The organism is Neisseria sp. Ec49-e6-T10 (assembly GCF_051132615.1).
Lineage (GTDB): Bacteria > Pseudomonadota > Gammaproteobacteria > Burkholderiales > Neisseriaceae.
In genome coordinates, this window is sequence record NZ_CP152375.1 from 2,136,291 (window position 1) to 2,149,398 (window position 13,108).

At 36.5% G+C, this 13,108-nt stretch carries 10 protein-coding genes and 1 tRNA gene; 7 read left to right on the forward strand and 4 right to left on the reverse strand.

Features of this window, described 5'->3' with window-relative positions; all coding sequences use genetic code 11:
• Positions 1–56: 56 nt before the first annotated feature.
• The 3 genes from lptF (at position 57) to AADH04_RS10840 (ending at position 2,753) form a co-directional block, all read left to right on the forward strand.
• Positions 57–1,163 (forward strand): LPS export ABC transporter permease LptF, encoded by a 1,107-nt coding sequence (lptF, locus tag AADH04_RS10830; RefSeq protein ID WP_434777290.1) that lies wholly within the window; start codon positions 57–59, stop codon positions 1,161–1,163.
• Positions 1,160–2,242 carry an LPS export ABC transporter permease LptG gene (gene lptG / locus AADH04_RS10835; RefSeq protein ID WP_434777291.1) on the forward strand — a complete coding sequence of 361 codons (1,083 nt, stop codon included), beginning with the start codon at positions 1,160–1,162 and terminating at the stop codon, positions 2,240–2,242. Before lptF ends, lptG begins: the two co-directional genes overlap by 4 nt.
• A 76-nt stretch (positions 2,243–2,318) precedes the next feature.
• On the forward strand, positions 2,319–2,753 hold the full coding sequence (locus AADH04_RS10840) for a GNAT family N-acetyltransferase (RefSeq protein ID WP_434777292.1): 435 nt from the start codon (positions 2,319–2,321) through the stop codon (positions 2,751–2,753).
• A gap of 101 nt (positions 2,754–2,854) precedes the next feature.
• On the opposite strand, the gene AADH04_RS10845 is transcribed toward AADH04_RS10840, so the two are convergent.
• The gene (locus tag AADH04_RS10845) at positions 2,855–4,483 is read right to left on the reverse strand and encodes an ABC-F family ATPase (protein ID WP_434777293.1); all 1,629 of its coding nucleotides are present in this window, start codon (positions 4,481–4,483) and stop codon (positions 2,855–2,857) included.
• A 124-nt stretch (positions 4,484–4,607) separates the two neighbouring features.
• On the reverse strand, positions 4,608–5,309 hold the full coding sequence (locus AADH04_RS10850) for a hypothetical protein (protein ID WP_434777294.1): 702 nt from the start codon (positions 5,307–5,309) through the stop codon (positions 4,608–4,610).
• 355 nt (positions 5,310–5,664) lie between these two features.
• Between AADH04_RS10850 and AADH04_RS10855 the strand changes: the two genes are divergently transcribed.
• The 3 genes from AADH04_RS10855 to AADH04_RS10865 all read left to right on the forward strand — a co-directional run bounded on the left by AADH04_RS10855 (position 5,665) and on the right by AADH04_RS10865 (position 7,457).
• On the forward strand, positions 5,665–6,165 hold the full coding sequence (locus AADH04_RS10855) for a MarR family transcriptional regulator (protein WP_434777295.1): 501 nt from the start codon (positions 5,665–5,667) through the stop codon (positions 6,163–6,165).
• A 90-nt stretch (positions 6,166–6,255) separates the two neighbouring features.
• A tRNA-Asn gene (locus AADH04_RS10860) sits at positions 6,256–6,331 on the forward strand.
• 154 nt (positions 6,332–6,485) lie between these two features.
• The gene (locus AADH04_RS10865) at positions 6,486–7,457 is read left to right on the forward strand and encodes an alpha/beta hydrolase (RefSeq protein ID WP_434777296.1); all 972 of its coding nucleotides are present in this window, start codon (positions 6,486–6,488) and stop codon (positions 7,455–7,457) included.
• A gap of 267 nt (positions 7,458–7,724) precedes the next feature.
• On the opposite strand, the gene AADH04_RS10870 is transcribed toward AADH04_RS10865, so the two are convergent.
• A complete protein-coding gene (locus AADH04_RS10870) occupies positions 7,725–8,357 on the reverse strand; it encodes a hypothetical protein (protein WP_434777297.1) in 633 nt (210 codons plus the stop codon).
• 97 nt (positions 8,358–8,454) lie between these two features.
• On the reverse strand, positions 8,455–9,762 hold the full coding sequence (locus AADH04_RS10875) for a dicarboxylate/amino acid:cation symporter (RefSeq protein WP_434777298.1): 1,308 nt from the start codon (positions 9,760–9,762) through the stop codon (positions 8,455–8,457).
• A gap of 614 nt (positions 9,763–10,376) precedes the next feature.
• Here AADH04_RS10875 and aceE point away from each other — a divergent pair.
• Entirely contained in the window at positions 10,377–13,052 is a 2,676-nt protein-coding gene (aceE, locus tag AADH04_RS10880; protein ID WP_434777299.1) for a pyruvate dehydrogenase (acetyl-transferring), homodimeric type, read from the forward strand.
• The last annotated feature ends 56 nt before the right edge of the window (positions 13,053–13,108 follow it).

Consider the following 13,108-nt stretch of genomic DNA (forward strand, 5'->3'; position numbering starts at 1 on the left):
TGTAACCCAATGCTGGTTAAGACAATACCCTAATTTAAATTTTATTGAAATTTTACATGATTTATCGCAAAAGCCTTATTAAAGAAGTTACCTATACCGCAATAGGCATATTTATTGTGTTGTTCGTTATTTTGGTTTCAACTCAAAGCATTAATTTACTTGGGCGTGCCACTGAGGGTAGGGTGGCTATGGATGCTGTATTTGCCTTAATAGGATTTTGGGCTTTAAGTCTTTCGCCTGTTTTATTGATTTTGACCGTTTTTGTGGGTTTATTAACAGTGTTTACCCGCTATTGGCGTGATTCAGAAATGGCTGTGTGGTTATCATGTGGTTTATCTTTACGTAGCTGGATTCGGCCAGTTTTTAGTTTTGCGATCCCTTTTGCAATTGTTGTTGGCTTGGTTTCTACCTTAGTAACACCTTGGGCGGCACAACGCAGCCGTGAATATGCGGAGAATTTAAAACAACGAGAAGAGTTGTCTGTTGTAGCACCAGGGGTGTTTAAAGAAGTAGGCAAACAAAAACGTGTTTATTTTGTCGAAAAATTTTCTGCCCAAACAGGTGCAGCTGAAAATATTTTTGTACAAGATGTGACAGAAGATGGTCGCAATACGGTTATTTTTGCTAAAACAGGATATTTGTTGGTTGAAAATGGTGAGCGTAAACTGGTGTTGGAAAATGGTCATCGTTATACTGGTAATGCAGGAGAAGCCAATTTTGAAGAGTTGGCTTTTCAAAAATTTTCTGCGGCTGTCAGTTATGCGCCTAAATTTATTGATCCAGATGACGATCGCAGAACAACACCAACTCGCACACTGATACATACTTCAAAACCTGAGCTTAAAGCAGAGCTTATGTGGCGTTTGTCTATGCCAATTAGTGTGCTGATTTTGGCATTATTGTCTATCCCATTGTCTTATTATAATCCAAGAGCAGGTCATACATATAATTTGTTTTTTGCATTAGTTGTGTATTTGGTGTACCAAAATGGTTTAACTTTGTTACGTAATATGATTGCAGAAGGCAAAATATCTATGATTGCAGGTTTTTTAATTGGTCACTTAGCAATGCTGTGTTTGGCATTTATTTTAATTCGATATCGTTCATTGGCAGCAGGGCCATTTTGGACTAATTTGAAAACCACTTTTACGTTTAAATCATGAAAATTATTTCTCGTTATCTAGCCAAACAACTGATTTTAATAAGCCTTTTTACCTTAGTTGCCTTGCTTGGGTTATATGCTTTTTTTGATATTACAGAAGAAGTCTCAAAAATTGGACAGGGTCATTACAATACTTGGGTTATGCTCGGTTATATTGCATTAACCTTACCTAGTCATGCTTATGAATTAATGCCTTTGGCCGTATTGATTGGTGCCATGATTACCATGAGCCAATTAGCCAATCATAGTGAATATACCGTGATTCGTACTTCTGGTATTTCAATTATGCAAGTAGGTGGGATGTTATTAAGATTTGGCTTATTATTTGCTTTATTGGCGATATTATTTGGTGAAGTCATTGCACCCTATACGCAAGAAAAAGCAGAAAAAATGCGTTTGCGGGCAATTAATTCAGAAGTTGCTGAACAGAATTTTAAAACAGGAATTTGGGTAAAAGACAATAATCATTTTATTAATATCGCTAAAATGATGCCAGATAATACTTTAGAGGGTATTAAAGTTTATCGTTATAACGATACAAAAGAGCATACCATGAGCCAAAGCTTATTTGCCTCTTCTGCCACATATATTAATAAAGGTGTTTGGCGTTTAAAAGATGTACGTTTAACTAAGCTGGAAGGAAATAAAACAGTTGTTGAACATTATGATGAGCTTGAATGGAAATCTATTTTGGAACCCAAAATATTAAATGTTCTATTGGTTGTGCCAGAACAAATGGCTTCACTTAATTTGGTTTACTATATTAATCATTTAAAAAATAATCAACAACAAACAAAGCGTTATGAAATTGCATTATGGAGTAAATTATTTTACCCCTTAGCCTGTGTGTCTATGGCACTGATTGCTTTGGCTTTTACGCCTAAACAGCGTCGGCAGGGGGCTTTGGGGATACGGTTGTTTTTTGGTATTTGTCTGGGGGTCGCATTCCATTTTATTGATCGCTTCTTTGGGTATTTGGGGTTATTACATGCATGGAACCCGATCATTACTGCAACATTACCGACCTTACTGTTTTTGGTTATGGGTTTGATGGTTATTATTAGACAAGAATACCGTTAACCATATAAATTGATCAGATATATTCACTATTCTTATGAACATAAGAAATTATAATCAGCATGATGCTATAACTCTTGTGACACTTTTTCAAAGAGCTGTTCACAGTATTTCAGATGAATTTTATACTGCTGTTCAACGAGAAGCTTGGGCACCAGTATCGCCTGACTATGATTCTTGGCGAAAAAAATTTGATCAAAGCAAACCTTATATTTGTCTTGTTAATGAAAAAATTGCTGGGTTTATCGAATTAAATCAAGAGGGTTATATTGATTGTTTGTATGTTGATCCAAATTTTCAGTGTCAGGGGGTGGCCAGTTATTTGTATCATTATGTTGAAGAACTGGCTTTGGCACGTAATAATGAACGATTGTCGGTCGATGCTTCAAAAGTGGCGAAAAATTTTTTTATAAAAAAAGGTTTTACTGTGGTAAGGGAAAATCAGGTTATGCGCTATGGTGTTGTTTTAGAAAACTTCAGTATGCAAAAAGATCTTGTGCTGAAACAAGATTAAAAAATTAATTGTCTCTTTTTATTGAAAATGAAACAGCGGCTACAGAGTTTAAAGACTGTAGCCGCTGTTTTAATAATAAAATAATTTTATTTATTAATAAATTAAGATAGACCCTTGCTGGTCAGGTAACTTTCATAATCACCTAAGTAATACTCGTAACCGCCTTGCCCATCTAGCTCCAGTATCTGTGTTGCCAATGAACTGACAAATTGACGATCATGAGACACGAAAATTAAGGTGCCAGGGTATTTTTCTAAAGCCATATTCAATGCTTCAATACTTTCCATGTCCATATGGTTAGTCGGTTCATCCATAATCAAAACATTTGGTCTTTGCAGAATTAGTTTGCCATATAACATGCGCCCTTTTTCACCACCTGAAAGTACTTGGACTTTTTTAATGACATCATCACCACCAAAAAGTAAACGACCTAATGTACCACGGATGACTTGCTCATCGTCTCCTTCTTGTCCCCATTGGCGCATCCACTCTGTTAGGGTGTCATCGCAATCAAAATCATTTTCATGGTCTTGAGGGTAGTAACCAACCAATGCTTTTTCAGCCCATTTGGCTGTCCCTGAGTCTGCCGTGATGCCATTGCTTGCAGCAGGGTCAAATGCACCAGCTAATAGTTTGAGTAAAGTCGATTTACCTGCACCATTTGGGCCAATGATAGCCAAACGTTCACCTGCTTCCATAATGAAGTCAATATCTTTAAATAAGGTTTTATCAAAAGATTTACTTAAATGTTCCACCACAACTGCTTGGCGGTGTAATTTAAATTTGTCATTAGGTTCAAAACGAATAAATGGGCTTTGACGACTAGAAGGTTTGACTTCAACCATGTCTGATTTCAATTTATCCGCTTGTTTTAAGCGAGAGGTCGCTTGTCTTGCCTTAGATTTATTGGCACTGAAACGTGCCACAAATTCTTGTAGTTCTTGAATTTTTTCTTTAGCTCGAGCATTATTACTCAGCTGTTGTTGGCGAGCTTGTGTGCTTGCCAACATATAGTCGTCATAGTTACCAGGGTAGATACGAATTTCACCATAATCAACATCGGCCATATGAGTACATACTTCATTTAAAAAATGGCGGTCATGTGAAATAATGATCATGGTTGATTCATATTCATTCAATACCTGCTCAAGCCAACGGATGGTATTAATGTCTAAGTTATTGGTTGGTTCATCTAATAATAAAATGTCAGGTTTTGAAAATAAAGCTTGTGCCAATAGAACTCTTAGTTTAAAACCAGGTGCCACTTCACTCATTTTGGCTTCATGTAGGGCCAATTCAATACCTGCGCCTAATAGAATTTCCCCCGCACGTGCTTCTGCGGTATAACCGTCATATTCAGCAAATTTGGCTTCTAATTCGGCAGCATGCATGTAGTCGTCTTCTGTGGCTTCCAAATTGGCATAAATTGCGTCACGTTCTGTCATCGCTTGCCACATTTGCTCATGCCCCATTAGGACAACATCCAATACCCGCATATCTTCATATGCAAACTGATCTTGGCGTAATTTACCTAAGCGCATACCTGTTTCGATAATGACTTCACCGCTGGTTTGCTCTAAATCACCCCCTAAAATTTTCATAAACGTGGATTTACCTGAACCATTGGCGCCAATTAGGCCATAACGGTTCCCTTCTCCAAATTTAACCGATACATTTTCAAAAAGAGGTTTAGCACCAAATTGCATGGTGATATTACTTGTGCTGATCACGCTTTATTCCTTAAGTCAAAAACCCAATAAAAACCGTTTATTATAGCAGATTAAATAAAAAGAAGGAACGCCTCATACTCAGGATAAAGAGGGTGCGGTTTGTGAAGAAGCAAATATGCTTAAGTTAAAAATTTTTTCGGTGTAAATCGTGCCATTCTTTTTGTTCTTTATGCGTATCGGTATAGTACCAAAGCGAACTGAAAATGACCAAACAGATTAAACTGAACCAAAACAGATAATACCAGTAGGTATGGTGTAGAATATCAAATTCAGTGACATAAATTGATTCCTCTGAGCCTCTACCCCTATCTGTTCGGGTTGTACTGGTTTTACGTATAATATTTTGGGGGCTTGGACCATAATTAACCAAATAGCCTTTAATATAAACTTGATCACCAACTTTTATGTTTCGAAATTTTCTGGCTAACCCAGAGGTAGGGGCCAGTAAATGATTATTTGAAAATTGTGTTGGCTTAAAGGCTCCTTTTTCGCCTTTTAGATAGGCATTATAGGCTTCCCTTGTGCGAAAGTAAGGTTCGCAAGTGCTATCAGTATTAGAAAACTTGATGTCTTTGTAAATACCGTCAAGAGCATTTTGGCCCCAAACAACACATAAATCTGTCACATTAAAATCAGCATCAAATGAGGCTGCAATTGCTCGTCTAGTATTGTATTTGCTGACAACCAAACCATAAAGTTCATATTCATACACAGGTTGAATATAATACGTTCGTCTATTAGGGCTAATATAAAAACCGTTTTGTACGGTTTCAGTTTGTTTTGGTTCTATATTTAGGCTAAATGACAGGCTTGATTCAGAAGGCAAAGCTTTATTGTTCCATAAGCTTGTGATAAGGCAAATGAAGCTGATGACTGCTATTTTTTGGAAAAGACGAACATGCCTGATTAAATGATGTTTAATGACCAGTGTCCTTACTGATTTATTAAATAAATTAATGGCGCATTTTATGAAAAATATATATATTTTTCAATATATAAAATACGTAAGAGGCAAAATATTTAATTTAATTTTCATGATTTGTTGATGTTGGTTAAATAGATATTTTTATTCAATGGGTTAAAAATGATGTGGGTTTAATGGGTGATTGTGAATAAATGTATTTATACTTTATAATATAAACACTTCCATGAAGTTTAATGTTATTTAGGCTGACTTAATTGTGAATACAGATACTTTTTCTCTAACGGAGCAAGCCGTTGATCAACTTGCTGGTTGTACCCCCGATGCACCTGTTCAGCGGATTAAATTGGTTCGTTTGCAACATAGGTTGGCAATATTGCTGAGTGAACATTTTACTCAGTCATTAAAAGTATTGAATGTGAATCAAAGTGAATGGCTGACTTTATTGTTCTTATACAGTGTCAGAGATCAGAGGTTTTCTCCCAGTCAATTGGCAAAGTCATTGAATTGTTCACGAACCAATGCAACACGTATTATAGAAAGCCTAAAACAAAAAGATTTTATTTTAAGTACAGGTGACTCTTTAGATAAAAGGAAAATGCAAATAGCTTTAAAACAGCATGCTATTAATTTTGTGGAAGAAAATCTTCCCGAGCAATATCGTTGTTTAAATGAAATTTACGATGGTGCTTTTACTCCTGAAGAAGAGGAAGCATATCGTATATTGAGTATGAAGTTTTTAAAATATTTAGAAGCATAATTTTTTGGCGCACTTAAATTAAAGAGTAACAAGGATTATTATAAATATCTTGACAGGATCAAAATAGCTTGGCATAATGCTCAGCTCAATTCCCTGATAGCTCAGTCGGTAGAGCGACGGACTGTTAATCCGCAGGTCCCTGGTTCGAGCCCAGGTCGGGGAGCCAAATTCTAAGGCTATGAACAAAGTAATAAGGTTCATAGCCTTTATTCTTCATCATACCCAGCTAGTTTATAATATAACTATATAGCTTATGAATACATAGATACTATTGTTGAATTTAAGATGACCCCTTATCTATTTTTATCAAGTTGGATTTAATGAAAGCTACCCGTATTATTTTTTCTCTATGGTGGTTTATTTTTACTGCCGTTCTTGCTGTCCCCGTTTTTGCAGGTGAGCAAAGTAAAGAGCTATCGATAGGATATTTGAAGGGACTTGAGATAACTTCAGCTTATTCTTCTGCTTTCTTGATTATTATCCCTGGTTCTGGGCCTACTGATCGTGATGGTAATACTCCACTTGGGAAAAGCCGTATTTATGAACGTTTGGCCCGTAGTATTTCCTCTGCTTATGGAATATCGTCACTTCGGGTAGATAAACGTGGTATGTTTTCTAGTAGTGCGCCAAATATAAACCCAAATGCCGTGACAATGCGTGATTATGCTGATGATACTCGCCTTTGGATTGATGCCTTAAGAAAAGAAAAGGGCATAAAGTGTGTCTGGTTGTTTGGGCATAGTGAAGGTGGTCTCACTGCAATGTTAACAGCACAACAACCAGAAGGAATTTGTGGGTTAATTTTGGCCGCAACACCAGGGCGGAAAACGGGGGAAATTTTACGAGAGCAACTCAAGAATAACCCTAGCAATGCACCGTTACTCTCCGATGCTTTTACCATCATTCAAATGCTTGAAAAAGGGCAAACAGTTGGCATAGAAAAAATACCTACCCCTTTGTATGGTTTATTTCATCCAGTAGTGCAGAATTTTTTAATTGATCAAATGAGTTATGATCCAGTCAATTTGATCGCCAGTATTTCTTTACCTATTCTAATCATACAAGGTGATGAAGATATTCAAGTATCATTAGAACGTGATGCAAAAAAATTGTACAAAGCAGCACCCAACGGTGAATTGGTTGTGTTACCTGGTGTGACTCATGTTCTAAAACAGACTGCTTCATCTTCATTGGTAGATAATTATATGACCTATTCAGATCCTAATGCACCGATTGCGGAAAGTGTGGTTCAGGCTGTGGGTAAGTTTATTGAATCCCATCATTATGAATGATTCGTAAAAGGCAAAAAGGTCTCCGACTTGGTAATAGGCACATACGTTAATAATCTATTTTCAGGTGATTTAACATCCTTAATCAGGTTAAAAAAATAATAGGTAAAGTTCTCGTCAATAGTCCATAAAACTAAGAAAAGTAGTCAGTCTAGAATAAAAGCATCAAGCGACCATCATTGTTGTATTTTAATGTTAGATAAACGAGTTATTCATTTATGATTATTGAGATTATTTTGAATAAAATACTATTTTTTAAATTTTTTTAAATTATTGATTTGTTTTTATTTTTTTGTTGAACGAAATTTTTTTAAAAAACCACCAAAATCCATAACAACTACCAATAAACAATGGAATAATGATGAAAAGCCCCCAAACTTGGGTTAGATCTTCATTTATAAAAAGATAAAAAAATATGGTTCCGCCGAAAAGGATGATGAACTGGAGCCAAATAAAACAAATAAGCACATATACGCAGCCAGATTGTGTTGATGTATTTGTTTGTTGGGTTTTTGTTATTGGTTTATTTAAGGGATGATTTGCAGCAATTGAATGATGAATATATGCTTGATTGTGATAGCGCTTCATTCTCGGGCTATATTTTCCGTAAGCCAGCATAAATAACATTAAAAAAAAGGGCAGAATTACCATAGGGGTTGTTAATATACCCTCTATAACAGTTGTGATTATTCCTAATGTATAACCAATAATATCTGAAACTGAAGCTTTGAGGAGGACATAAATTAATAGAGATAAACCAATTACAGCCGTGCAAAAATAAGTAAACTGTTCACCAATGATCCATAACAGGAAGAAAAGTGGCCAGCCCATAATAAAAGCGATACAAGCCCATCCTAATATTTTCCCCTCAAGTAATTTTCTATCGCCTAATTTAATTTTCATTGTTTAGTGTAATGTATGCAATATTGGGTAATTTTTGTGTTTTTATGAGTAATAAGGCCAGCAAAAATACTGGCCTTATATCTTAGTCCAGATAAACTTAATGATTTTCGAAAGGAATTTCTTTATTCAAAACTTTATGCATACGATCTTTGTCTAATGCTTTTTCCCATGCAGAAACCACTACAGCAGCCACAGCATTACCTGTGATATTGGTTAAGGCACGACATTCACTCATAAAGCGATCAATACCTAAAATCAATACCATCCCTGCAATTGGAATATCCGGCACCACAGCTAAAGTTGCGGCTAAAGTAATGAAGCCAGCACCTGTGACACCAGAAGCACCTTTAGACGAAATCATTGCTACACCCAATATGGTAATTTGTTGTAATAGGCTTAAGTCAGTATTCGTGGCTTGAGCAATAAAAAGAACCGCCATCGTCATGTAAATATTGGTGCCATCCAAGTTAAATGAATAACCTGTTGGTATGACCAAGCCCACGACAGGTTTCGCACATCCTAAATGTTCCAGTTTGCGCATCAGTTGGGGCAGAGCAGATTCAGAAGAACTGGTACCCAATACAATCATTAATTCTTCTTTTATGTAGGCAATAAATTTAAAGATATTAAAGCCAACATAATATGAAATAGCACCTAAGACAACAATCACAAATACAATTGCAGTAAAGTAGAAAGTCAAAATAAGTTCTAACATCGGGCCTAAAGCAGAAATACCATATTTACCAATGGTAAAGGCCATGGCACCTAATGCACCGATTGGTGCCAGTTTGGTGATAAAACCAATGACAGCAAAAAGCACGTGAGAGATTTTTTCAAACAGTTCGAAAACCATTGCACCTGTTTTGCCCATACGGGACAAACCGGCTCCGAATAAAATGGCAACCAATAATATTTGCAAAATATTGCCATCCACAAATGCACTAAATAGGGTATTGGGGATAATGCTCATTAAAAAATCAACCAATGAACCATCATGTTGGGCATGGGTATATTTTTCAATATCTTTTGTATTTAAATGGCTCGGGTCAATATTCATGCCAACACCAGGGCCAAAAAAGTGAGCAGACATTAAACCAATGACTAAGGCGAAAGTTGACACAATTTCAAAGTATAGTAAAGCTTTTGCGCCCACTTTACCTACTTGTTTCATGTCATGAATCCCAGCAATACCTGTGACAACAGTACAGAAGATAATGGGGCCAATCACCATTTTGATCAGCTTAATAAAAGCGTCTCCTAAAGGCTTAAGATCGACTGCTGACCAATGAGCTTCTGCTCCTGTCACATTTTCCGGTGCAGGAAAATAGTGACCGAGTAGGATACCAACCACAATTGCAAAAATGACTTGCACATATAATATTTTATAAAAAGGGGTTTTTTGCATATATAAGAAGCCTTTCTCCATTTGCCGATATATAGAATATCTAATTGTTTGATTTTATTATTTTTGTATTTAATTTTTTTAAATATTTTCTATTTAATTTATTGCAATTGTTGATAAATTTTTTTGATAAATATTTAAAATTTGGGCGCTAACTTAATGATATAAAAGCATTAATAATTCAGAGCGGCGCTATATTATCATAAAATAAAAATATTTATTCATTAATTTGAATGAAACTGTATTTGAGTGTAAATATTTTTACGTAAATAAAAATAAATTTTTATGGTAAATAATAATGCTAGTCTATTGTTTATAATAAAAAATTATGTAGAATGAAGACAGACTGTTATGCATAGAATAAACATAACGATAATTAAAGTAAATTATGGGCATTACTATTTTATCTGTTTAAGGGCTTACAGTAATATCAAAAAACGGTTAAAATAACCGATTGTGTGATTTTTTTCGTATGTGAACAGGTAAATGTTGTTTTGGTTTCTAATATATACATTTCTCAGGGCTTGTTTATTACGTAGTAAATGAATGATCAATTAAATGTTTAGTTTTGAAAAAAATAATACCAAATAAATGGTTAATGAATGGAGAGTTAAATTATGTCAACCCCTACACAGTTTCCTAATGATATTGATCCAGTTGAAACGCAAGAATGGTTAGACGCATTAAGTTCTGTTTTAGAAAATGAAGGCCCAGAAAGAGCTCATTTTTTATTGGAAAATTTAGTTAAATATACACGTCGTAGAGGCGTACATTTACCTTTTGATGCCACAACTTCTTATATCAATACTATTCCTGTAGGCCAAGAACAAAAAATACCTGGAGATCAGGAGCTGGAACACCGTATTCGCTCGTTTATTCGTTGGAATGCAATAGCGATGGTGTTAAGAGCCAGTAAAAAAGATCTTGAGTTGGGGGGGCATATTGCATCTTTTCAATCAGCTGCGACATTATATGATGTAGGGTTTAACCATTTTTGGAAAGCAGCCAATGCAGAGCAAGGTGGCGATATGGTGTTTATCCAAGGGCATTCTGCTCCTGGTATTTATGCCCGTGCTTTTGTTGAGGGTCGCTTAACAGAAGAGCAAATGAGTAATTTCCGTCAGGAAGTTCACGGTGGTGGTTTGTCTTCTTACCCTCATCCATGGTTAATGCCTGATTTTTGGCAGTTTCCAACTGTTTCAATGGGTCTTGGTCCTTTGATGGGGATTTATCAGGCTCGTTTCTTAAAATATCTTGAATCTCGTGGTTTGGTTCAAACCAAAGGTCGTAAAGTTTGGGTATTTTGTGGTGATGGTGAAATGGATGAACCAGAAAGCCAAGGTGCCATTTCTCTTGCTGCACGCGAAGGTTTGGATAACTTGATTTTTGTGATTAACTGTAATTTACAACGTCTAGATGGCCCTGTGCGTGGTAATGGCAAAATTATTCAAGAATTAGAAGGCAACTTCCGCGGAGCAGGTTGGAACGTCTTAAAAGTTATTTGGGGTAGCCGTTGGGATGGCTTATTGGCTCAAGATAAAGACAATATCCTCAAACAACGTATGGATGAATGTGTTGATGGTGATTACCAAACATTTAAATCTAAAGATGGTGCTTATGTACGTGAACAGTTCTTTGGCAAATACCCAGAATTAAAAGACATGGTTGCCAATATGAGTGACGATGAAATCTGGGCATTAAACCGTGGTGGTCATGATCCACATAAAGTTTATGCTGCTTACCATGAAGCCACCAATAATGCCAATGGCCGTCCTACTGTTATTTTGGCAAAAACCATTAAAGGTTACGCGATGGGTGCTTCTGGTGAAGCACAAAATACAGCGCACCAAACCAAGAAAATGGATATTGAATCATTGCGTCGCTTTAGAGATCGCTTTGATATTCCTGTTACTGATGAACAATTAGAGTGCCCACCATTTTATCGTCCAGCTGATGACAGCCCTGAAATGCAATATATGCAAGAGCGGCGTAAACAATTAGGTGGCTACTTGCCAGCACGTCACCCTAATCATGAACCATTGCCTATTCCAGAATTAAGTGCATTTGAGGCACAACTTAAAGATAGTGGCGATCGTGAGTTTTCAAGCACTATGGCGTTTGTGCGTGTGTTAAGCACTTTGTTAAAAGACAAACAAATTGGTAAACGTATTGTGCCAATTGTGCCAGATGAAAGCCGTACTTTTGGTATGGAAGGTATGTTCCGTCAGTATGGTATTTGGAACCCTAAAGGCCAAACTTATGTACCACAAGACCATGATCAGTTGATGTTCTATAAAGAATCGGTAGATGGTCAGATTTTGCAAGAAGGTATTAATGAACCAGGTGCAATGAGTTCATGGATTGCGGCAGCAACCAGTTATGCTAACAGTAACTTTACCATGATCCCATTTTATATTTACTACTCAATGTTTGGGTTCCAACGTATAGGCGATCTAGCATGGGCAGCAGGAGATTTACGTGCAAAAGGTTTCTTATTAGGGGGAACAGCAGGTCGCACGACATTAAATGGTGAAGGCTTACAGCATGAAGATGGGCATAGCCATATTCAAGCTGGCTTGATTCCTAACTGTATCAGTTATGATCCAACTTTTGCTTATGAAGTTGCTGTGATTGTTCAAGATGGTTTACGTCGCATGTTTGTTGAGCAAGAAGATGTGTTCTACTATTTAACTGTAATGAATGAAAATTATCATCACCCTGCTATTCCAGAAGGTGAAAAAGTTAAAGAAGATATCTTAAAAGGTATTTATTGCTTAAAAGAAGGCGAAGCAGGCAAATTAAAAGTTCAGTTAATGGGCTCAGGTACCATTTTAACTGAAGTAATGGCGGCAGCAGACTTATTAAAAGCTGATTTTGGTGTAGATGCGGATATTTGGAGCGTGACTTCATTTAATTTACTGAACCGTGATGGCCGTGAGGTCGAGCGTTATAATCGCTTACACCCATTAGCGCAAGCGAAAGTGCCTTTTATTACTGAACAGTTACAAGGTCGTAGTGGCCCATTTATTGCTGCAACGGATTATATTCGTGAGTATGCAGATCAGGTTCGCCAATTTGTACCAGGAGATTATGTGGTATTGGGTACAGATGGCTTTGGTCGCAGTGATTCACGTGCAAATTTACGTGAATTCTTTGAGGTTAATCGTTATAACGTGGCGGTGGCAGCTTTAAGCGCATTGGCTAACCAAGGTCAGATTGGTAAAGATGTGGTTGCTCAAGCGATTGAAAAATATGGCATTGATGCTGACGTTGAACCAAGCTGGAAACGTTAATTAAACACTCAGGCAGTATCTCTGCCTGAGTTTTAACGATATAAACGAAACAAATG

Excerpts from the sequence above, each read along its gene's own strand:
- AADH04_RS10865 (WP_434777296.1), top strand. The coding sequence starts at position 6,486 with ATGAAAGCTACCCGTATTATTTTTTCTCTATGGTGGTTTATTTTTACT.
- AADH04_RS10875 (WP_434777298.1), bottom strand. The coding sequence starts at position 9,762 with ATGCAAAAAACCCCTTTTTATAAAATATTATATGTGCAAGTCATTTTT.
- lptF (WP_434777290.1), top strand. The coding sequence starts at position 57 with ATGATTTATCGCAAAAGCCTTATTAAAGAAGTTACCTATACCGCAATA.
- AADH04_RS10870 (WP_434777297.1), bottom strand. The coding sequence starts at position 8,357 with ATGAAAATTAAATTAGGCGATAGAAAATTACTTGAGGGGAAAATATTA.
- aceE (WP_434777299.1), top strand. The coding sequence starts at position 10,377 with ATGTCAACCCCTACACAGTTTCCTAATGATATTGATCCAGTTGAAACG.
- lptG (WP_434777291.1), top strand. The coding sequence starts at position 1,160 with ATGAAAATTATTTCTCGTTATCTAGCCAAACAACTGATTTTAATAAGC.